Here is a 21,199-nt window from a genome sequence, read left to right as displayed (position 1 = left end):
TTCACTAGGGATAAGGCAAGTGAAATCAGGCCATATTCGGTTGCACCTCGTGCATGAGATGCCGAAATCGAAACAGGTGCAATTGGGGCAGCGTAAAATGGACGAAAAGCTTAAGCAATATCGCGAAAGCATCAACAATATCGACGCGGCGCTGGTGTTCATGCTGGCCGAACGGTTCAAGGTGACCCAGGCCGTCGGTGAATATAAAGCGAAAAACAGCCTGCCGCCTGCCGATGGCGCCCGCGAAAAGGAACAGATCGCCCGGCTCCGCCAGCTCGCCATCGACGCCAATCTCGATCCGGAATTTTCGGAAAAATTCCTGCGTTTCATCATCGACGAAGTGATTCGGCACCACGAGCGAATCCGCAGCGAGGCTTAGGACTCGACAATCTCGCTCTTCGGCAGTCTGAGCCGCACCAGCAGACCGCCCAGATCCTCGCTTTCTTCCAGCGATACCGAGCCTTCGTAGATTTCCGCGACGTCACGGACAATGGCAAGCCCCAGACCGGTGCCCGGCTTGCCGCTGTCGAGCCGGACGCCGCGGTCGAATATCCGCTGGCGCTCTGCTTCGGGAATGCCGCGACCGTCATCCTCAATCAGCAGTTCCACAAAGTCGCCGTCGCTTTCGACCGTGATGAAGACGCTGCCGCCGCCATATTTAGCGGCATTTTCAACCAGATTGCCGATCATTTCATCGAGATCTTGGCGCTCGACCGAAGCGACCGCATCCTTGTCGCCGTCAATATCGATCCGGACATGCGGATAAAGCCGGCCGACCGCCCGTTCGACCGCCTGCAGGCTTTGCCACACTCTCGCCCGGCTGTGCGCGTTGCCGCGCCGGCCGACGGCCCGGGCGCGGGCGAGATGATGGTCAACCTGCCGTCGCATCACGCCGGCCTCGCGAATCACCGTATCGGCGAGATCGTCGGCCTTGGCGGTGGCGCTGTTCATAATGACGGTAAGCGGGGTTTTCAGCGCATGGGCGAGATTGCCCGCATGGCGGCGCGCTTCCTCTGCCTGCTTCTCATTATGGTCGAGCAAGGCGTTGAGTTCGTCAACCATCGGCGTGACCTCGATCGGCATCGGTTCGACCACGCGGCGCTGCTGGCCGGTCCGCATCGCGGCGATGGCGCTGCGGATCTTGCGCAATGGCCAGAGACCGTAAAGCGTTTGCAGCGCCGCCATGCCGATCAGACCAAGCGCGAGTATCAGGAAACTGTTAATCAATATCGAGCGGATCGTGGCGATCTGGGCATCGAGACCGTCGCGGCTTTGCGCCACCTGAAACAGCCATCTGGTGTCGCTATCGGGCAGAATGATCGTACGCTCGAGCACCCGCAGCGGTTCGTCCTCAAACTGGTTGCTGTCGTAAATATGGATTTCACGGTCGTCATGGGTGATGTTGGAGACCAGCGTCCGGTCCCACAGGGATCGTGAGGGGAAATCGTCATGCCCCTTGCCGCTGATTTGCCAGTAGAGACCGCTGTTTGGCTCGAGAAAGCGCTGGTCGCCAAGCGGCCGGTTCAGGAACACCTCGCCATCCGGACCGATTTCCGCCGACGCGATCATCGCGGTCAGCACATATTCCAGCTGATTGTCGAAATTGCGGGTAACCGCATCGTTGAGCACCCGGTCCAGCGCAAAGCCGCCACCGAACAGCAGGATCATGATCCACGCCGCAGCAATACCGATCATCCGGCGACTGAGCGATCCGGTGGTCTGCGTGCCTAGCCGAGATTGGGTTGCCGGTGCCTTTTCTTCGAGCGGACGATCTATCTGGGCCGGTTCATTCAGGCTTCGGGATCCTCTAGACTATAGCCAAGTCCCCGGATGGTGGAAATGACATCGGCCCCCAATTTCTTGCGGATGCGAGTGACAAAGACTTCGATCGTGTTGGAATCGCGGTCGAAATCCTGATCGTAAATATGCTCGATCAATTCGGTCCGCGACACGACTTTGCCCTTGTGGTGCATCAGATAGGACAGAAGCTTATATTCCTGGGCGGTGAGCTTGACCGGACTGCCGTCGAGCGTGACCTTGCCCGATCTTGTATCTAGACGCACATTGCCGGCGGTCAGCTCCGACGAGGCATTGCCCGAGGCACGGCGGATGAGCGCGCGCAACCGGGCAATCAGTTCTTCGGTCTGGAACGGCTTGGCCAGATAGTCATCGGCACCGGCGTCGAGCCCGGCAACCTTGTCGGACCAGCTGTCCCGGGCGGTCAGCACCAGCACCGGAAAATTGCGCTCTTCCTTGCGCCAGCGATCGAGCACGGTCAGGCCGTCGATTTCGGGCAGGCCGAGATCCAGGATGACCGCGTCATAATCTTCGGTCGAGCCCATGAAATGGCCATCTTCACCGTCGGTCGACAGGTCGATCGCATAGCCATTGGCCTCCAGTGTCGATTTGAGCTGCTGACCCAGCGTAGGTTCGTCTTCAACGATCAAGACGCGCATGCTTGTCCTCCGAAATAAAGCCTGGTTTTCTGGAACAGCCTATATCACCATCCCCCACAGGCACAATGCTATTAGAAAATCGCGACAAGTGCAGTGAATCAGCGGGACTGGCGCAGGATCGAGCCGGTGCGGCCATCGACATCGACAAATATTACCCGGCCATCGCGAATGAACTTCAGCCGGTAGACCTGCGCACCGGGATCGAATTCGGGGCCGATATATTCGCTGTCCCTCATGCGCGGCAGAATCCGGTTCTCGATCGAACGGATCGATTTCACCTTGCCCGCCATCATCTGGGCCCTCGCCTCATTCTGCTCACCGCGACGGTCCGCAGCCGAAGCCTGCGGTGCGACAACGGACACACCGAGCACCAGGAGGGGGAAAAAGGCTGTTAATTTCAACATCAATACCCTCCTAGCCCCGGTGGTTTTAACATCACGTGAATAAGATTTCAGCGAACATGCAGTGATTATCGCGTCATTTCATAGGTAATATTGAGCGAAACGACGGTTCCGACCTGTCCCGGCGCTACCGGAGGCGCTGAGGGGGATGCCGATGCTTCCATCCGCATCATTGGCGCTTCGGACTGACGGGACATGCCCTCGCTGATCGAAAGCACCCGGACGCCGCTATATCCCTCGGCCCGGGCATAGCTCATGGCGCGCGCCTTGGCGTTGGCCAGCGCCCGCTCGCGCGCAACATCCTTCAGCTTGCTGTCATCGCTGATCGAGAATGACGGGCCGTTCAGATTGGTTGCGCCGCTGCTGACAATCGCATCGAGAATTTCGCCCAGCTTTGAGATCTCGTTCACGGTCGCCGAGACCTGATTGGACACGACATAACCGACGAAGCGGTTCTGCCGGCTTTCCTGATCATAGTCATAATCCGCCCGCAGGTTGATGCCGCTGGTCTGGATATCCTTCTCGGCGATCCCGAGCGATTTGAGCCGGTCCATGACCGCCCGGGCCTGCACCGAATTCTGGCGCAACGCTTCGGTTGCGGTTTTTGCCCGCGTCTCGACACCCGTGCTGAAAGTGGCTGTGTCCGGCGCGCTATCGACCTGTTCCGATACGCTCAGCTCGATCACGGGGTTTTGCGCGACAATTTCTACATTTGCGGCTTGCGCGATATTGATCGGGCTCAGAGCCAGGGCCGCACCGGCCAGTATAACTGGGAATTTCATAATCTTCTCCATTGATTCAGTTCGCTGTAGACGAAGCACTCTGAACGGCGGTTAAATAGTTCTGCCGGATTATTTCCGTTCTTGCCCCCGGCTGTCCGTTTCCGATCTTGTGGCCATCAATCTCCACGACCGGCATGACCAGCAGGGTAGAAGACGTCACAAAGGCTTCCGCCGCCCGCTTCGCTTCGTCTATGGAGAAAGCGCGCTCTTCGATCGTTAGTTCCATCGCCTTTGCCTGTTCGAGCATTTCAATTCGGGTGACGCCGGGTAAAATGCGCCGGTCAAGCTGGTGCGAGACCAGAGTGCCGTCCCGAGTGATGATATGGGCATTTTGCGATGTGCCTTCGGTGATCATATCATCGCGCGCCATCCAGACATCGTCGACACCAGCTGCCATGGCCTCCATTTTCATCAGCGATGCATAGAGCAGCTGGGTGGTCTTGATGTCGCATCTTTGCCAACGCAGATCGGGTCGTGTGATGATCTTCATACCGCGACCGGCCATCGGATTGGCGATCAATGCGCGAGACTGGGCAAAGGCAAATATTGTCGGGGCGGTATCGGGAGCAGGCCAGCGATAATCCCGCTCTTCCATCACTCCACGCGACACTTGCAGATAGACCATGCCTTCCTGCAAATCATTTTCCGCCACCAGATTCTGCGCTATTGTCGACCAATCGGCAAAAGCGTTGATCGAAAGTTCGCCCAGGGATCGCTCCAGCCTGGCAACATGGCGCTGCATGTCGATCAACCGGCCGTCGATCACCGAAATTACCTCATATACCGCATCGGAAAACAGCAACCCCCGGTCAAATACGGAAATTCTGGCAGAGGACCTGGAAACATATTCGCCGTTCAGATAGACTGTGTTCACGCTGTTACCGATCTCCAAAATGCCATATCCGTCCCTACAATCCGATATGGCGCGACAGGTCAATGGCCTTTGACCTGAAGAGAAGGCTTGAGCCGGAGGCCGCTTGGCCCTAACGCCCGGGAACCATGGCTCAACCCCCGATCTTTGCATATGAGAATCTCTCGCTCCATCAGGGCGAAGGCTGGCTTTTCGAAAATCTCGATCTCCACGTCGGTCCGCGTGACCGGCTGGCCCTGATCGGCCGCAATGGCGCTGGCAAAACCACGCTATTGCGCCTGATCGCCGACCAGATCGAAGCGGACAAGGGCCAGCGAATGGTCCAGCCCGGGACCAATATCGTCTATCTGGAACAGGAACCGGATTTTACCCGGTTCGAAACCCTGCGCGACTTTGCCGTATCGGGCGAGCAAGGCCCTGCCCTGCACGAAGTGGAGGCCATAGCGGATCAACTGGGCACCGATCTTTCCAAGGGGGCTGCGAAAGCCAGCGGTGGCGAGAAACGCCGCGCGGCGATCTGCCGCGCACTGGCGTCCGATCCCGACCTCTTGCTGCTGGATGAGCCGACCAACCATCTCGATCTCGGCGCGATTGACTGGCTGGAAGACTGGCTGGGGCGATACAAGGGCGCATTCATTACGATTTCGCATGACAGGACCTTTCTGACCCGTCTGACCAAACAGACAATCTGGCTAGATCGCGGCGCCTTGCGGCGGCAGGAAGTCGGATTCGGCGGCTATGATGCGTGGATGGAGAAAATTCACGCGGATGAAGCCCAAGCCGCCAGCAAGATCGACGCCAAGCTGAAGCTCGAAGCGCGCTGGCTCGAACGCGGCGTGACCGCACGCCGCAAGCGCAATCAGGGACGGCTTGAGAAACTGTGGGAAATGCGTGCTGCGCGCGCCGCGATGATCGGCCCTGCGGGCACCGCCAATCTCAAGATCCAGAATGACGACAGCCGGACAAAATCGGTCATCACCGCAGAGCATATTTCGAAATCCTTTGGCGAAGGCGAAAACAAACGCCAGATCATCCGCGACTTCTCTCTGCGCATCCAGCGCGGGGACCGGATCGGTATCGTTGGCGCCAATGGTGCGGGCAAGACGACATTGCTGAAGATGCTGACCGGAGAACTGGAGCCGGATAGCGGCACCGTCACTCTCGCCAAGACACTCAACGGCGTGTTCATTGACCAGCAACGCAGCCTGCTCGAAGGCAACAAGTCTGTCCGCGACGTGCTCGCCGACGGCAGCGACTGGGTGGATGTGCGCGGCGACAAGAAACATGTGCAGGGCTATCTCAAGGAATTTCTCTTTGCGCCGTCACTGATCGACGCCAAAGTCGGCACCTTGTCGGGCGGCGAACAGTCGCGGCTACTGCTGGCGCGGGAATTTGCGCGAATGTCCAACCTGCTGGTGCTCGACGAACCGACTAACGATCTCGACCTCGAAACGCTCGATCTCCTGCAGGAAGTGATCGCCGATTATGAAGGCACAGTGCTGCTGGTCAGCCATGACCGCGATTTTCTCGATCGGACGGTGACCGTGACACTCGGCCTGGATGGCAGCGGAACCGTCGACATTGTCGCCGGCGGCTATGCCGAATGGGAAGCCCGGCGCAAACCCCCAACCCGGACCCCGAAATCGGCGCCGAAACCGGTCCAGAAAAGCAGCAGCGACAACGCCAGAAACGCGAGTTCCAGCAAAAAGCTGAGCTACAAGGACCAGCGGGACTATGACCTTCTGCCAGCGCGAATCGAAGCGATCGACAAACGCATGGGAGAAATTGAACAGCTGCTTGCCGATCCCGACCTCTACACCCGGGACTTTCCGCGTTTCGAGGCGTTAACCAAAGAGAATAGCGCCCTGATCGAGGAAAAAGACGAGGCCGAAATGCGGTGGCTGGAACTGGCGGAAGAAGTCGAGCGTCTGGCTGGCAGCTGATCACCCCGGCAACCGATAATATCCTGCCAGCCGGTCCAGCGCGATTCTCAGCACCAGTTTGCCGGACCGCGCCGGCCAGCCGAGACGTTTCTCCGCCACCGGCACCCCCTCGCCGCCACAGATGATCCGCCAGGCGATGTCCGACAGGTCGCTTCCCAGATCGTTCATGGCCTTTTCGAAGCGCAATCTGGCTGCGAGCTGGGCTTCGGTCTCGTTCAATATTTGCGGTGCCCCACGCTTGCCGCCGGCAACCGGCGCGGCATCCCAGCGCATCGTCACACTCGGTGCCAGATTGGCGCGTTCCCAGTCGGCCCGCAGCTTTTCTCCCGCGTCGAACTGGCGGTCGGACAAATGGCCTCTCGCGTGCAGCCAGCCCAGAGGCGATTCAGCGAGATTGACCGTGACACTTCGCACCCGCCTGCGCGGCGCTTCGCGTCCCTTCCGTTCCTCGCCATCCTGCGGCAGCGCCCGTTCGGCAAGCAGACGCGGACCGGATAATGATTTGTCTCTTCTGGTTCTGCTGGCGGACATATAATCTCCTCTTTGGCTTGCAACCCTCTTGCCATTTTGGCAATATTGTAGGAAAGGATAAAACCATATAGGTTTGGAGATTTATATGATCAGCCGTATCAGAGAGGTTCGCAAGGCCAAGGGACTGACGCTGGACGATGTTGCTGGCAGGTGTGAACCGCCGACCACGGCGCAGACCATCGGCCGGCTCGAGACCGGCACGCGGACCCTGTCGCTCGGCTGGCTGAACCGGATAGCCGATGCGCTGGGCGTCGACAGCGCCACGCTTCTGTCCCTGCCCGATCAGGAGGAACTGCCCGTGGCTGCTGTTCTGGACCACAAGGGCGCGCACGCTCTGGGCAAGGTCGAACATATCTATCAGCCCGCGATCGAACCGGCGATGGTGGCGCTGCGGGTCAAGAGCAGCGTCGGCGACTATCGCACCGGCGACGATGTCTGGCTGTCGCGACGCAGCCCGGACCAGTTTGGCGGTGCGCTCAACCGCGATGTGCTGGTCCCTCGCCCCGCCGGGCGCTATCTCTTCGGCCGTCTGATCGGTCGCCAGGACAACAAGTTGCAAATCCTGCCTCTCGGCAGCGGCGCGCGTCAGCAGATTGTCAGCGATCCGGAATGGATCGGCGTCGCGGTGCGGCTGGTAAGAGAGCTTTAGGAACCGGGTGCGAGAATATTTGCCATGACCGAGCCGCTCCGCATTCTGACCCTGTCGACATTATTCCCGAACGCGGCAGCACCGAATTTCGGAATATTTGTCGAACGGCAGACGGCAGAACTGGCGCGCCGACCGGAAGCCAGCGTGACGGTTGTCAATCCGGTCGGGATACCGCCATGGCCGCTGAACCGGCTTGCCCAATATCGGTCGCTGGAAAAATTGCCGGATCATGAAATGTGGCGCGGACTCGACGTGCATCGCCCCTGCTTCCGGCTGATTCCGAGGATAGGCGGCCGCTATAATCCGGGCCGTATCACCAAGGCAGTCCTGCCGCTGGTAAAAAAGCTGCACGAAAAAACCCCGTTTGACATCGTTGACGCCGAGTTTTTCTATCCCGACGGACCAGCGGCCATGCGCATTGCCGAGGCGCTCGGCATTCCCTTCACAATCAAGGCGCGCGGCGCGGATATCCACCACTGGGGAAGCGATCCGAAATGCCGCGTTCAGCTATTGCAGGCAGCGGAAAAGGCCAGCGCCTTGCTGGCGGTATCCGGGGCACTGAAGCAGGATATGCTCGCCCTTGGAATGGCTGGAGGCAAGATTTCCGTCCATTATACCGGACTGGATCAGGACAAGTTTGTACCGGTCGACAGGGTTGCTGCGAAGCGGCAGCTTGGTGTCAACGGGCCACTGTTCATCTCCACCGGCGCTCTGATCAAGCGCAAGAGCCAGGATCTGGTAATCCGCGCCCTGCGTCATATTCCCGATGCAGAGCTGCTGCTCGCCGGAGCAGGCGAAGAAGAACAAAATTACCGCGCCCTTGCCGATCAGCTCGGCGTCACCGGCCGCGTCCGTTTTCTCGGCAGCGTGCCGCACGAACAGCTGCCACAACTGACCGCCGCTGCCGATATCGCTATTCTGGTGTCAAAGTCCGAAGGGCTCGCCAATGCCTGGGTTGAGGCACTGGCCTGCGGTACGCCTGTCATCATCAGTGAAGCCGGCGGCGCGCGTGAACTGGTGACCAGCCCGGAATCCGGCCGGATCGTCGACCAGAGTGTCGAGGCCATTGTAGCGGCCGCCAGGGCCGTTCTCGCCGCTCCGCCGGCGCAGGACATCGTCCGTTCGTCGGTCAGCCGGTTCAGCTGGCAGAATAACGGCGATCAATTGCTGGAAATCCTGGGTCAGGCGGCGGGCAGGACCTAGGCGAGCGGAAGAAGCGCGCCGATGATCCAGCGTTCCTCGGCCCGCAATACGCCCCAGGTCCGCGCCGCAGCGCGGCTGTCCATGACCTCCAGCCCCATGCCGGCGGCTTCCACTTCCCGCCGGAACGCAGCCGGCGGTTGCAACATGGCAGGGCCACTGCCCAGCAACAGGAATTCCGGTCGCGGCGACAGGTTGAGACTGGACAATATCTCTGCGAGATTGAGGCTATCGAGCGCCGATCCTTCCCAGCCAATGACCTGTTCGGGCGAGATCAGCAGGCCCTGTTCAAACCGCCGGTCACCGCTCTTGAAACCACTGGCCGTAAAGCCAGTGATGATCGGGCCGGCAAACTCGACATCCTTGCGCAGCTCTACCAAGGATCAGCCAATCTGTTCCGGACCGCCCACTTTTTCCGCTGCCGGATTATCCTGCTCGGCCGGGACAAATGTATCCGGGCCAACCTTGAGCCAGATCAGGATCGGGGCTGCCATATAGATCGAGCTGTATGTGCCGACGAACACGCCGAAGAACATCGCCACGGAAAAGCCGAAGATCACATCGGGACCCGACAGGATCAGGGCACCCAGCGCGATCAGCATGGTCAAGCTGGTCATCACGGTCCGGGCCAGGGTTTCGTTCACCGACAGGTCAAGCAGGCCGATGATGTCCATCTTGCGATATTTCTTCAGATTCTCGCGGATACGGTCGAACACCACGATCGTGTCGTTGAGCGAATAGCCGATGATTGTCAGCAGCGCGGCAACGATATTGAGGTTGAACTCCATCTGCGTCAGCGCGAACAGACCGAAGGTGAGCGCGACATCGTGCACCAGTGCAAAGAGCGCACCGACACCGAACTGCCATTCGAACCGGATCCAGATATAGATGGAAATTGCGATAATCGCGAAAAGCAGGGAATAGGCCCCGGTTTCAAACAGTTCCGACGACACCTTGCCGGACACGGACTCGACGCCATCGATGCGGACATCGGGATGGTCCGCCTTGATCGCAGCAACGATCTTTTCGGTCATTTCATTGGCCGCTTCCGGGCGCGATTCGGCTTCAGCGGGCAGACGCATGCGAATCGACACTTCATTGGCATCGCCAAAGCGCTGGATCGTCGCTTCGCCATAGCCAAGCGCGCCGACGCTTTCCCGCAATTCGGTGATCGGTGCCGTTTCGGTCTCGGTAAAGGTTGCCTGGATCATCTGGCCGCCGATAAAGTCGACGCCAAAGTTGAGGCCCTTGGCCGCGACCAGGCCAATCGAGGCGATGATCGTCAAAATGCTGAACGCCATCGCGATATTGCGCCATTTCAGAAACCTGAAATTGGTGTCGTCAGGTACGAGTTTCAGCAATTTCATATGATCAACTCCTGCGGCCGGGCTCTTCTGGCCCAGAGCGCCACGAACATGCGGGTGACAACCACGGCAGTGAATACGGACGAGATGATGCCGATCATCAGCACAACCGCAAAGCCTTTCACCGGTCCGGAGCCGAACATGAACAGCAGCACACCGGCAATGACGTTGGTCACGTTAGCGTCCAGAATGGCCCGCGAGGCTTCCTTGTAGCCGACTTCAATCGCCTGGATGACACGCCTGCCCCGTTTTCGCTCTTCGCGTATTCGTTCATTGATCAGCACATTCGCGTCCACCGCCGAACCGACGGTCAGCACGAAGCCCGCAATACCCGGCAGCGTCAACGTCGCGTTGAACATCGCCATAACGCCGATGATGATGAACAGGTTCAATGCCAGCGCGATATTGGCATACATGCCAAAGCGGCCATAGGTGACCACCATGAAGGTCAGCACAGCGACCGTACCGATAATCGCGGCAATCGTGCCCTTGTCGATCGAATCCTTGCCGAGATCGGGACCGACGGTGCGCTCCTCGACGATCTTCAGCTCGACCGGCAGCGCACCGGAGCGCAGTGCAATCGCCAGCTGGTTTGCACTCTCGACTGAAAAATTGCCTGAAATCTGGGCCGAACCGCCAAGGATCGGTTCATTGATATTGGGGGCGGACAGCACCTGTCCGTCCAGAATGATGGCAAAGGGACGGCCGACATTATTCTGCGTCAGCCGGGCAAATTTGGCGCCGCCCTCGCTGTCGAAGGTGATATTGACCACCGGCGCGTTGGTCTGCTGGTCGAAGCCCTGCCCCGCATCGGTGAGCTTGTCGCCACTGATCCCGCCGAGACGCTTGACTGCGATATTGGGCAATCCGGACGGATTATCGGGATAGGGGAAAATCTGGCTGCCAACGGGCGCGCGGCCGGCGGCGACCATATTGGGATCGGCCTCGAAATCGACCAGTTTGAATTCCAGCTTTGCCGTCTGTCCGAGCAAGGCTTTCAGCGCTTCGGGATCATCGAGACCCGGCACCTGCACCACGATCCGGTTATCACCCTGGCGAATGATCGTCGGCTCGCGCGTACCCATTTCATCGATCCGGCGGCGGATCACGTCGGTTGCCGTTTCCATCGCATTCTCGACGGCGCTTTCCAGACCCGCAGCGGTCGGCGTCAGGACAAAGCGTGTGTCGTCGCGCACCTCGATATCCCAGTCGCGCTGGCCGGTCAGACCGGCACCGGTGGTAAGCGGAACAATCGCGTCGCGCGCGGCATCGACCTGGGTGCTGTCGCGCACCATGAAGCTCAACACGCCATCGCGCCGGGAAATATCGCCGATGCCGATCCGCGGCTCGGCGCGGCGCATTTCCGCGCGCACCGATTCTTCCATCGTTTCAAGCCGGGCGGTCGCGACATCGGCCGGGTCCGCTTCCAGCAGAATATGGCTGCCGCCCTGAAGATCCAGTCCCAGGTTGATCGTTTCATTCGGCAGAAAGCTCGGCCAATATTGCCGGCCATTTTCACCCAGCAGGCTGGGAATGGACATCAGCACGCCAAAGGCCAGCAACAGGGAAATGGAAATGACTTTCCAGCGCGGGAAATCGAGCATCGAAACTAACTTTCTATATCACCGCGATCAGTCGTTCGCAGGTTTGGCGCCGCCGCGTGGCATAACATCCGTCAGAGTGGCCTTGATCGCCTTGACGCGGACGCCATTGGCGATTTCGACTTCAACATATTCATCGTCAACCTTGACCGCTTTGCCGACCAGTCCGCCGCCGGTCACGACTTCGTCATTCTTCTTGACCGAACCGACCTTTTCCTGATGCTCTTTCATCTTCTTCTGCTGCGGACGAATGAGCAGAAAATAGAAAACCGCAAAAATAAGCACCAGCGGCATGATCGATATCAGAAATCCTCCGGCCCCGCCGGCGCCAGCTGCTGCAGATAATATAGTGATTGATGTCATGAATTCGTCCCGGTTGTTGCAATGTTCATGTGTGATGCCCGGGTTCTTGTTTCAAGTCCCGGAACAGCCGCCCCAAATGTTGCGCGCGCCTATCACGGGCTTGTCACAGGTGCAACGAAATCTGTAATCCGGAAAGGTGGCACGCATGACGCAAACGACTTGCCAAGCACCGCCGACCTCCATATATGCGCAGCCTCGGTCGGGACGTAGCGCAGCCTGGTAGCGCATCACACTGGGGGTGTGGGGGTCGGAGGTTCGAATCCTCTCGTCCCGACCAATTAAACATTTCTCCCAACCAATAACCACGGTCTTCCTCGACTTTGAGGACGTTCCAACATGTGGTTGAGAAACCAGAATCCCCCATTGTGCCCCTACCTGCGCATTTTGATGTGCGCATTTTCCAGACACATGCGTTGCCGCTCAGGTTCGGGCGATCGGCCGCGATTGTTTGTCGGCGGGACCCAACCTGCTGGTCTTGGTGTAGCTCATGAAAATTGGACCGAGGCTGTTTCAGCGGGAATTATATTGAACGATGGCACATCGGTCCGGCTCGAAGATATCCACATTTATTGCAGGAAAAATCTCGCAGGCTATAAGCGCCCGCGAAATAGATATTTTCGCCGAAAGCCTGGTAAAAAATGCTAGCGGCAAAATTCTGAAGCGAGAATCGCGGGAAAGCTACGAGGATACGGCTTGATCGGCATGGGCTTGCAAAGCTGGAGATTATAATATGGATATGGGAATAAAGGGCAAACGCGCCCTCGTTTGTGCATCGTCAAAAGGATTGGGCCGCGGCTGTGCAGAGGCTCTGGCGACTGAAGGCGTTGACCTGATCATCAATGCCCGGAGCGCGGACGTGCTCGGGGAAACCGCGCAAGCCATTCGCGAGACTTATGGCGTCGAGGTGGAGGCTATAGCCGCGGACGTTACAACCGAGGCAGGGCAGCAGACGTTACTGTCAGCCGCCCAAGGCGTCGATATTCTGGTGAACAATGCCGGCGGCCCCCCGCCCGGCATGTGGAGCGACTGGAACCGTGAGGACTTTATTGCAGCCCTGGACGCGAATATGCTCGCGCCCATCGCGCTGATCAAGGCTCTGTTGCCCGCGATGATCGACAAGGGCTGGGGCAGAGTGGTCAATATCACCAGCGTCAGTGTGAAATCGCCGATTCCGATTCTCGGCCTTTCCAACTCGGCCCGTGCGGGTCTCACCGGCTATGTCGCCGGCACGGCGCGCCAGGTGGCCGGTTCTGGCGTAACCATCAACAACCTGTTGCCGGGCCTGCACGCGACGGACCGTACAATCTCGCTCGACAACATGGCGGCTCAGGCACAGAACAAGGGCCTGGATGACATCCGTCAGGACCGTTTCCGGGACATCCCCGCCGGTCGCTATGGCACGTCGGAGGAATTCGGAGCAGCCTGCGCCTGGCTATGTTCGCAGCATGCCGGTTTTGTCGTCGGCCAGAATATTCTGCTTGATGGCGGCGCATTCAACAGCACCTTCTGAATCGGTCACGACATCCGGACGACAATCTTTCCTTCGACCTTGCCTTTCGCGATGTGCGTTACGGCTTTGTGCGCGGCGTCACCCCGGTGCCTGAGCTCTCCCACGGCCGCCTTCCGGAAATCTTTTTCGGTTTTGTGGTGATAGTGAATGCTCGCCTGCTTGAAACCGGGCTCAATTCTCGAAGGGCCCCATCCAAGAGCCGGCGCCGGTAAAGCAGCCAAGGAAGCGGACGACGCACTCCATGCAGCTATGCCCGGATTGTGGGAAAGGCGTATAGGCGATTGCACAAGCGTAGAATATTGCAGCGTGAAACAGGTCGGGGATTCAGACGCAATGTCGGTTCCGAGAGCGATTCAAGGAATATCGTCGCAATTCAGGCTGTTCAGCAGCCGGCCTCTAATGTCCGCGACTGTCTCAGGAAACGGCCCTCAGCCCCTTCTTCACCTTGAGCGAATGATCCGCCCCATCCTGCCCAGCGACGGTGCGTTTTGGCATGCCAAATATCGGCGCTGGTTTCGCCCCCGCGATCTGCTGTGCATGTTCCAGCAGCAATGCGGTCGCGCTTTCGCGCGGAACGGCGGCAGAATATAGATAGCCCTGCCCCAGTGCGCAGCCGATTTCCTGCAGAAGTTCGGCCTGGCCTTCGGTCTCGATCCCTTCTGCGATCACCTTTATGTCAAGCTTTCGCGCAATATTGAGCAGCCCTTCGATGATCGCCATTCCCCTGTCCGCCACGCGCAACTGGCTGACAAAGGACCTGTCGATCTTGATGATATCGACCGGCACCGTCAGCAAATGCGTAAGCGAGGCGAAGCCGGTGCCGAAATCATCCAGTGCTATACGCAGACCATGGGCGCGCAGCGCCTTGATCTCCTGCGCGACAACCGGTTCATTCTGTCCGAGATAGACCGATTCTGTCACTTCCAGCACGACATGTTTCAATGGCACATTCTCGCGACCGAAAGCCGTCTTGATGCGTTCGTAAAGCGTGCCGCTATGGAAATCGGCTGAAGAGATATTGATCCCGACATGCTGGAAGGGAATCCCGCATTCCAGCCATGTACGGACATCGGCAGCTACCAGCGCCAGCATGCCCTCGGTCAGCTTGGCGGCGACGTCGACATCCGTTGTTGCCTGATGAAAAGACCCCGCGGAAACGATATTGCCGCCGGGCCTGCGTAGCCGGCAAAGCGCTTCCATACCGACGATCTCGCCGGTGTCGATCCGGACTACCGGCTGATAATAGGCCTCGATCCGCCCTTCATCCAGCGCGACATCGACATCCTGGATTACCTCGATCCTTCGCTTGATCGCCGTACCGATACCGGGCCAGTAGCGGACAAAGCCGCCCCGCCCCGTTTCCTTGGCATGATAGAGTGCGAAATCGGCGTGGCGGTGCACTGTTTCCGCATCCTGGTCGCCGGGAGAAAGCGCCGCGCCGCCGATTGTCGCTCGCGGCTGGATCATATGTCCACTGCAACTGGTAACAACACCTACCGCATCGAGAATGTGCGAAGCAGTTCCGCTAAGGTCAGCGACCGCCCCGGCTTCCTGCAGAATGACGGCAAATTCGTCGCCGCCCAGCCGGAATGCGTGATCGGGCAGGACACTGGTGCGGATCCGCTCTGCGACTCTTTGCAGCAACTCGTCGCCGGCCTGATGGCCGAACGTATCATTGATCATCTTGAGATTGTCGACATCGACCACCAGCAAAGCCCAGCTACCCGGTTTCTCACAGGACAGGCGGCTCAGTGCCGCGTCAAATCCCGATCTGTTTGGCAACTGGGTAAGGGCGTCAATCGACGCTCGCCGTTCCCGCTCCAGCACCCGATAATGCCCTTCGAGCGCAATGGCGCAAAGGTGGATGCTGGCGCTGACTAGCTGTTTCTCGCGGGCGCGCGGCATCCGCCTTTGCTTGAAATATAATGCAAAAGTTCCGAATACCACGCCTTCGGCGTTAAAGATCGGCACCGACCAGCAAGCCTTGAAACCGTGTGGCAGAACATGTTCCCGGAACGCTGCCCACCGGGGATCATTGTCAATATCGGTTACCACCACCGCTTCGCCCAGATAGGCTGCGCTGCCACAGGAACCGACATTCGGGCCGATCATCAAGCCGTCGATCTCTTTCGACAGCTTTTCCGGCAGGCTGGGTGCGGCTAGCGGATAAAGCGTTCCGTTATCCTCTACCCGCAAGACGGAACATGCCACGCCTGGCAATAGAAGCTCGAGTTCCAGACACAACCGCTCCACCGTTACATCCAGTGAGACGCCCGTAGCTATCATCTCGAGAATCTTGTTTTGGAACAGCAGCAACCCGCAATATCCTTTTCGCTCGAGCCAAATTTCGTTCAGATTTACCTGACCCGAGTAAACAGAAGATGAAATATTTCCGAAACGGGCCTTCACAGGGACGTTTACGGCAGGAGGGCCGGTGGATTAAGATGGAGCTGCCTTTACACGCCACTGGGTGGCAGATATCCGCCGGCGGATTCCGGAAAGCTAGATCGCCCGTCGTTCTTCATAGGCGAGCACGTCGGCGCGCAGCCGCACCGCATCCTGTAGGGCATTGTGCGGCACCGCGCTGGTTTCGCCTGAGCTGACAAGTTCGGCATCAACCAATAGAAACCGAATGTTGCGCACCGGTTTCATCAGGCCCGGGCCGATGACCAGCAACCGCGCCGCGTGGGAAATATCTTCGGGCCAGTCTGCGACCAGGACCGGTTCGGGATCATCGCCCAGATAGTCCGCGAACAGGTCCGAGACACGGTCACGCGGCACCGGCTCTATATCCAGAACCGGGATGACATGTTCGACAACCCATTGGGTCGGGTTGGTACATTCGACTGCCGCATAGAAGGCAGCCCGACCTTCCTCTTCGGGGACCAGGGCAATGGAAATGAGGTCACCGCAAAAGCCGTTGAACTCCGTATCCAGAAAATAGCGCATCTGCGATCATCCCTCCATGTTGATAGACGACACTGCCGCTCCCGCATCGCAAGGCCGGTCGCGAACCCGTCACCCTAGCCGAACGGCCGATAAATATCCGCTTGCGGCCGGGTAAACCATTGCGGCCCGGACGCTGTCATATAGAAATGGTCTTCCAGCCTTATGCCATATTGCCCAGGCACAACGATCATCGGTTCGTTGGAAAAGCACATGCCCGCCGCCAGCGGTGTCTGGTCGCCCTTCACCAGATAGGGGCCTTCGTGGATATCCAGCCCGATGCCGTGGCCGGTGCGGTGGGGAAGCCCCGGCAGGTCATAGTCGGGACCGAGGCCGTGGCTGACCAGCATATCGCGGGCGGCCTTGTCGACGTCTTCGCAGGGCGTGCCGATGGCGGCGCGGTCGAAGGCGGCCTGCTGCGCCTCTTTCTCCACGTGCCAGAGCCGTTCGATCTCGCTGTCCAGTTTCGACAGGGCATAGGTGCGGGTGATGTCGCTATTATAGCCGTCGATCGTGCAGCCGGTGTCGATCAGGATCAGCTCGCCCTTCTGCAGCGCCGGGTCGCCCGGGACGCCGTGCGGGTGGGAGGTCGCTTCGCCGAACTGGACCGCGCAAAAGCTGTTGCCGCCATCGGCGCCGCCAGCGCGGTGCAGACGGTCGATTTCGGCGATCACTTCGCTCGCCTTCATGCCCGGTCTGATCCATTCAAAAATCTTTTGATGCACTGACAGCGTGAGCTGCATCGCATGGATCATCAGGTCGATCTCGGCCTGTGATTTTATCGCGCGCAGCGGCGCGATGACATCAGCTGCAGAGCCACAGAGGACCGGCCTTTCCAGCTGCACCAGCGCATCGAACAGGCGCGCGGCGTGGCCGTAGGAACATTCCGGATCGAGCGCGCATCGCTGGTATCCCGTTTCCGCCAATAGGGACGCGATCAGCGCGAAAGGGCATTCATGCTCTTCCCAGAAGGCCATTTCCGAGGCCATCGGGAATTTGGCGCAGATCGCGGATTCCTCGAATTTCGGGCAGATGAAGATAGTGCGGTCCGCCGTGAGCAATATCCCGACAAAGCGTTCGCTCTCATAGAAGGCCTCGGCGAAGAAATAGCGCATGTTGCTGCCCGGGGTGATCAGGATCGCATCAAGGCCGTTTGCGGACATGGTCTGGCGCAGAGTGTCCAGCCGCTGCTTGCGTTCGGCATTGCCGATCGATGGCGGTCGCGATGCTGTGGTCATGGTCAAATCTCCAAATGGGGCGGGCCGCCTCCACTATAGCGGAATTGACCGACCATCAAACCAAAGCGGAAGATATTATGTCCGCTGATAAGCCGCCGATTCCACCTCTGCCAGAACATGCAGGGCGTCCGGGTCCGCAAAAGGGAGAAACTGCATCAACACCAGGCCTGCGATATTGCTCGCGGGATCGATCCAGTAATAGCAGTTGGTCAGCCCGGCCCAGGTCAGGCTCCCGGCCGCACGGCCATTTGGCCCCTCTTCCGGATTGATCAGAAAGCCGAGGCCCCACCCGCAATGCATGTCGGGAAAAGCGTCGAAGGAGTTGGCAAGCAGCGGCACCACGCTCTCCATCTGTCCCGCTTTCATCCCGCCAATCTGGTTTTTCGACATGGCCGCCACGGTCTCGGCGCTGATGATCCGGGCACCGTCGAGCGAGCCACGGTTCAGGATCATCCGCATGAAACGCATATAGTCCGCCGCCGTCGAATAGAGCCCGCCGCCGCCAGACTGATATTCCGCCGCATCACCGCCACCGATTTCGAGGGGAAAGGGAACCAGACCACCGGCCTGGCGGGAGAGCAGCGGTACCCGGCGCTCGATCTTGTCCGGTGCAACGGCAAAGCCTGTGTCCTGCATCGCCAGGGGCGCGAAAATATGCTCCTCCATATAGGCGCCGAGCGTCTGGCCGCTGGCGGCCTCGACCGCGCGACCGACCCAGTCGGTACTCACGCCGTAGAGCCAGTCGGTTCCCGGTTCGAACATCAGCGGCGTCGTAATACTGGCGATGCTGGCGGGAGCGACCTTGCCCTGCGCTTTGGCCATATCCGCTCTGGTGAACGCATAGCCCATACCGGATGTATGGGTGAGCAGATGCCGGAGCGTGATCGCGGTTTTCGCGGGTTCCACTATCGCCTTGCCGTCCCCGTCAAAGCCGGTCAGCACATCGGGGTTGGCCAGTTCGGGCAGGACCGGGTCAATCGGCTCGTCCAGCGACAGCAGGCCGCGTTCGACCAGTTGCATCGCAGCCACCGATGTGATCGCCTTGGTCATCGACGCGATCTGGAAGATACCATCCAGCGCCATCGGCTTGCCGGTAGCGGGGTCAGAAAAACCCGCTTCGGCCGATGCAAGCACCGTATCGGCATTGCCAATCATGGCAACCGCGCCAGCCACCTGCTGGTCGGCCAGCGCCTGATCCAGGGTTTTTTGTAATTCCAGCTGCTGCAATTCAATCATCCTTTTGTGAGAATATTTTTATGTTGGAAGGCTGCGGCTATCGGGCACCCAGCCGTTCGGCGTGCCAGCGCAGATGGCCTTCCATAAAGGTGGAGATGAAATAATAGCTGTGGTCATAGCCTTCGCGCATATTCAGGCTGAGCTTTATGCCCGCTTTGTCGCAGGCTTCCGCCAAGAGTTGCGGCTTCAGCTGTTCCTCTAGGAAATTGTCGCTCGTTCCCTGATCGACCAGGATGTCGGCAACGCGCGCACCATCTTCGATCAGGGCGCAGGTGTCATATTCGCGCCATGTCTGTTGATCGCTGCCCAGATAGCCCCCCAGCGCTTTTTCACCCCAGGGGCAGTTGAGCGGCGAAACAATCGGCGCAAAGGCCGACACGCTTTTATAGCGGTCCGGATTGCGCAGCGCGATGGTCAGCGCGCCATGGCCGCCCATGCTGTGCCCGAATATGGCTTGTTTTTCCATATCGGCCGGAAATTCCTTCGCGATCAACGCGGGCAATTCTTTCTCGAGATAGCTGCGCATGCGAAAATGTTTCGCCCATGGCTCTTCGGTGGCGTCGACGTAGAAGCCGGCGCCCTGTCCCATGTCATAGGCCTCGTCATCGGGCACGCCTTCGCCGCGCGGCGACGTGTCCGGCGCGACGATGATCAGGCCCAGTTCGCTGGCCGCCCGGCGATATTCGCCCTTTTCCATGACATTGGCGTGGGTACAGGTCAGGCCGGACAAATACCAGACAACCGGCAGTTTCGCGCCCTTTTCCTGATCAGGCACATAGACCGCGAAAGTCATCTCCGTGCCCGTTTCGGCGGACGCATGGGAATAGACCCCCTGCGTTCCGGCGAAACTTCTGTTGGTGGAGACGGTCTCCATCAAAAGACCACCACGCTACGGATGCTTTCGCCAGCGTGCATCAGGTCGAAGCCCTTGTTGATCTCTTCCAGCGACAGCGTGTGGGTGATCATCGGGTCGATCTCGATCTTGCCGTTGACATACCAGTCGACGATCTTCGGGACATCGGTCCGGCCGCGCGCGCCGCCGAAGGCCGTGCCTTTCCAGACCCGTCCGGTAACCAGCTGGAACGGGCGCGTCGCGATTTCCTTGCCAGCTTCCGCGACGCCGATGATGATACTCTCGCCCCAGCCGCGATGACAGGCTTCCAGCGCCTGACGCATGACGTCGGTATTGCCGGTGCAGTCGAACGTATAATCCGCGCCACCGTCGGTCAGCGCCACCAGATGCTCGACGATGTCACCCTTGATCTTGGTCGGGTTGACGAAATGGGTCATGCCGAACTTCTTGCCCCATTCCTCGCGGTCGTCGTTGATATCGACGCCGATGATCTTGTCCGCGCCTACCATCCGCGCGCCCTGCAGCACGTTGAGGCCGATACCGCCGAGACCGAAGACGATGACATTGGAACCCGGCTCCACTTTCGCCGTGTTGGTCACCGCGCCGACACCGGTGGTGACACCGCAACCGATGTAGCAGCTGGTGTTGAAAGGCGCGTCGGTGCGGATTTTCGCAACCGCGATTTCCGGCACGACGATGAAGTTGGAGAAGGTCGAGCAGCCCATATAGTGATAGATCGCTTCGCCCTTGTAGGACATGCGGCTGGTGCCGTCCGGCATCAGGCCCTGCCCCTGGGTTGCGCGGATCGCGGTGCACAGGTTGGTCTTTCCCGACAGGCAGCTTTTGCACTGGCGGCATTCCGGCGTGTAGAGCGGGATCACGTGATCGTCGGGCGCTACCGAGGTAACGCCAGCACCGACTTCGCGGACGATACCGGCGCCTTCATGGCCGAGCACGCTGGGGAATTTTCCCTCGCTGTCCAGTCCGTCGAGCGTATAGGCATCGGTGTGACAAATGCCCGTTGCCATGATCTCGACCAGCACTTCGCCCGCCTTCGGACCCTCCAGATCAAGCTCGACGATCTCGAGTGGCTTTTTGGCTTCAAAGGCTACGGCTGCGCGGGTTTTCATATATTCATTTCCTCATTATCGACCTGTTGATCACAATTGTAGTCCCCACCCGTGGCTGTTCGCAAGACAAAGCTCCCGGCAACTGGCAATTGCTGGACAGATAAAGCTTCTGGATCGGAGGGGCG

21 protein-coding genes and 1 tRNA gene are annotated in these 21,199 nt (G+C 59.2%); 6 read left to right on the top strand and 16 right to left on the bottom strand.

What is annotated here, in order from left to right; all coding sequences use genetic code 11:
- The first annotated feature begins 97 nt into the window (after window positions 1-97).
- Window positions 98-379, top strand: coding sequence for a chorismate mutase (locus tag BOSE62_RS01550; protein WP_159640797.1), 282 nt, complete (start codon window positions 98-100; stop codon window positions 377-379).
- Here BOSE62_RS01550 and BOSE62_RS01545 read toward each other — a convergent pair.
- The 5 genes from BOSE62_RS01545 to BOSE62_RS01525 form a co-directional block, all read right to left on the bottom strand.
- Window positions 376-1,695: a sensor histidine kinase gene (locus tag BOSE62_RS01545; protein ID WP_159640794.1), complete on the bottom strand. Its 1,320-nt coding sequence runs from the start codon at window positions 1,693-1,695 to the stop codon at window positions 376-378. The genes BOSE62_RS01550 and BOSE62_RS01545 overlap by 4 nt on opposite strands.
- Before the next feature lie 95 nt (window positions 1,696-1,790).
- Entirely contained in the window at window positions 1,791-2,456 is a 666-nt protein-coding gene (locus BOSE62_RS01540; RefSeq protein ID WP_159640791.1) for a response regulator transcription factor, read from the bottom strand.
- Between the two features lie 98 nt (window positions 2,457-2,554).
- Window positions 2,555-2,860 carry a hypothetical protein gene (locus BOSE62_RS01535; protein ID WP_159640788.1) on the bottom strand — a complete coding sequence of 102 codons (306 nt, stop codon included), beginning with the start codon at window positions 2,858-2,860 and terminating at the stop codon, window positions 2,555-2,557.
- Between the two features lie 65 nt (window positions 2,861-2,925).
- On the bottom strand, window positions 2,926-3,639 hold the full coding sequence (locus tag BOSE62_RS01530; protein ID WP_159640783.1) for an SIMPL domain-containing protein: 714 nt from the start codon (window positions 3,637-3,639) through the stop codon (window positions 2,926-2,928).
- 16 nt (window positions 3,640-3,655) lie between these two features.
- On the bottom strand, window positions 3,656-4,513 hold the full coding sequence (locus BOSE62_RS01525) for an aminotransferase class IV (protein WP_236553765.1): 858 nt from the start codon (window positions 4,511-4,513) through the stop codon (window positions 3,656-3,658).
- Window positions 4,514-4,638: 125 nt separating this feature from the next.
- On the opposite strand from BOSE62_RS01525, the gene BOSE62_RS01520 reads away from it, so the two are divergent.
- Window positions 4,639-6,453 (top strand): ABC-F family ATP-binding cassette domain-containing protein, encoded by a 1,815-nt coding sequence (locus BOSE62_RS01520; protein WP_159640777.1) that lies wholly within the window; start codon window positions 4,639-4,641, stop codon window positions 6,451-6,453.
- On the opposite strand, the gene BOSE62_RS01515 is transcribed toward BOSE62_RS01520, so the two are convergent.
- Window positions 6,454-6,984 carry a DUF6456 domain-containing protein gene (locus BOSE62_RS01515; protein ID WP_159640774.1) on the bottom strand — a complete coding sequence of 177 codons (531 nt, stop codon included), beginning with the start codon at window positions 6,982-6,984 and terminating at the stop codon, window positions 6,454-6,456.
- Between the two features lie 85 nt (window positions 6,985-7,069).
- Here BOSE62_RS01515 and BOSE62_RS01510 point away from each other — a divergent pair, with 85 nt between their 5' ends.
- Both BOSE62_RS01510 and BOSE62_RS01505 read left to right on the top strand, forming a co-directional pair.
- The gene (locus BOSE62_RS01510) at window positions 7,070-7,633 is read left to right on the top strand and encodes a helix-turn-helix domain-containing protein (RefSeq protein WP_159640771.1); all 564 of its coding nucleotides are present in this window, start codon (window positions 7,070-7,072) and stop codon (window positions 7,631-7,633) included.
- 24 nt (window positions 7,634-7,657) lie between these two features.
- On the top strand, window positions 7,658-8,836 hold the full coding sequence (locus BOSE62_RS01505; RefSeq protein ID WP_159640768.1) for a glycosyltransferase: 1,179 nt from the start codon (window positions 7,658-7,660) through the stop codon (window positions 8,834-8,836).
- Here the strand turns inward: BOSE62_RS01505 and BOSE62_RS01500 are convergent.
- Genes BOSE62_RS01500 through yajC form a run of 4 tightly spaced genes read right to left on the bottom strand, consistent with a single transcriptional unit; the run spans window position 8,833 to window position 12,161 of the window.
- The gene (locus tag BOSE62_RS01500) at window positions 8,833-9,213 is read right to left on the bottom strand and encodes an Mth938-like domain-containing protein (RefSeq protein ID WP_236553764.1); all 381 of its coding nucleotides are present in this window, start codon (window positions 9,211-9,213) and stop codon (window positions 8,833-8,835) included. The two genes, BOSE62_RS01505 and BOSE62_RS01500, sit on opposite strands and share 4 nt — an antisense overlap.
- Before the next feature lie 3 nt (window positions 9,214-9,216).
- Window positions 9,217-10,200 (bottom strand): protein translocase subunit SecF, encoded by a 984-nt coding sequence (secF, locus tag BOSE62_RS01495; RefSeq protein ID WP_159640765.1) that lies wholly within the window; start codon window positions 10,198-10,200, stop codon window positions 9,217-9,219.
- Window positions 10,197-11,801, bottom strand: coding sequence for a protein translocase subunit SecD (gene secD / locus BOSE62_RS01490; protein ID WP_159640762.1), 1,605 nt, complete (start codon window positions 11,799-11,801; stop codon window positions 10,197-10,199). The genes secF and secD overlap by 4 nt, the downstream gene beginning before the upstream one ends.
- 27 nt (window positions 11,802-11,828) lie before the next feature.
- Window positions 11,829-12,161 carry a preprotein translocase subunit YajC gene (gene yajC, locus BOSE62_RS01485; protein WP_159640759.1) on the bottom strand — a complete coding sequence of 111 codons (333 nt, stop codon included), beginning with the start codon at window positions 12,159-12,161 and terminating at the stop codon, window positions 11,829-11,831.
- 200 nt (window positions 12,162-12,361) lie between these two features.
- Between yajC and BOSE62_RS01480 the strand changes: the two genes are divergently transcribed.
- Both BOSE62_RS01480 and BOSE62_RS01475 read left to right on the top strand, forming a co-directional pair.
- Window positions 12,362-12,438 (top strand) — tRNA-Pro (locus BOSE62_RS01480).
- 453 nt (window positions 12,439-12,891) lie between these two features.
- Window positions 12,892-13,671: an SDR family oxidoreductase gene (locus BOSE62_RS01475; RefSeq protein ID WP_159640756.1), complete on the top strand. Its 780-nt coding sequence runs from the start codon at window positions 12,892-12,894 to the stop codon at window positions 13,669-13,671.
- A gap of 414 nt (window positions 13,672-14,085) precedes the next feature.
- Here the strand turns inward: BOSE62_RS01475 and BOSE62_RS01470 are convergent, their stop codons facing one another.
- The 6 genes from BOSE62_RS01470 to BOSE62_RS01445 form a co-directional block, all read right to left on the bottom strand.
- Window positions 14,086-15,987, bottom strand: coding sequence for a sensor domain-containing phosphodiesterase (locus tag BOSE62_RS01470; RefSeq protein WP_201295627.1), 1,902 nt, complete (start codon window positions 15,985-15,987; stop codon window positions 14,086-14,088).
- Between the two features lie 186 nt (window positions 15,988-16,173).
- Entirely contained in the window at window positions 16,174-16,620 is a 447-nt protein-coding gene (locus BOSE62_RS01465) for a hypothetical protein (RefSeq protein ID WP_159640754.1), read from the bottom strand.
- Window positions 16,621-16,694: 74 nt separating this feature from the next.
- The gene (locus BOSE62_RS01460) at window positions 16,695-17,855 is read right to left on the bottom strand and encodes a M24 family metallopeptidase (protein WP_159640751.1); all 1,161 of its coding nucleotides are present in this window, start codon (window positions 17,853-17,855) and stop codon (window positions 16,695-16,697) included.
- Between the two features lie 75 nt (window positions 17,856-17,930).
- The gene (locus BOSE62_RS01455) at window positions 17,931-19,082 is read right to left on the bottom strand and encodes a serine hydrolase domain-containing protein (protein ID WP_159640748.1); all 1,152 of its coding nucleotides are present in this window, start codon (window positions 19,080-19,082) and stop codon (window positions 17,931-17,933) included.
- Window positions 19,083-19,128: 46 nt separating this feature from the next.
- Complete coding sequence (gene fghA / locus BOSE62_RS01450; protein WP_159640745.1) at window positions 19,129-19,965, bottom strand: S-formylglutathione hydrolase; 837 nt, start codon at window positions 19,963-19,965, stop codon at window positions 19,129-19,131.
- A complete protein-coding gene (locus tag BOSE62_RS01445; RefSeq protein WP_159640742.1) occupies window positions 19,965-21,074 on the bottom strand; it encodes an S-(hydroxymethyl)glutathione dehydrogenase/class III alcohol dehydrogenase in 1,110 nt (369 codons plus the stop codon). Before BOSE62_RS01445 ends, fghA begins: the two co-directional genes overlap by 1 nt.
- Window positions 21,075-21,199: the final 125 nt, after the last annotated feature.

It is taken from the genome of Sphingorhabdus sp. 109 (assembly GCF_902506555.1).
Classification (GTDB): Bacteria; Pseudomonadota; Alphaproteobacteria; order Sphingomonadales; family Sphingomonadaceae; genus Parasphingorhabdus.
Note: the sequence above shows the minus strand (reverse complement) of the source record. Positions and strands in the feature narration are given on the sequence as shown.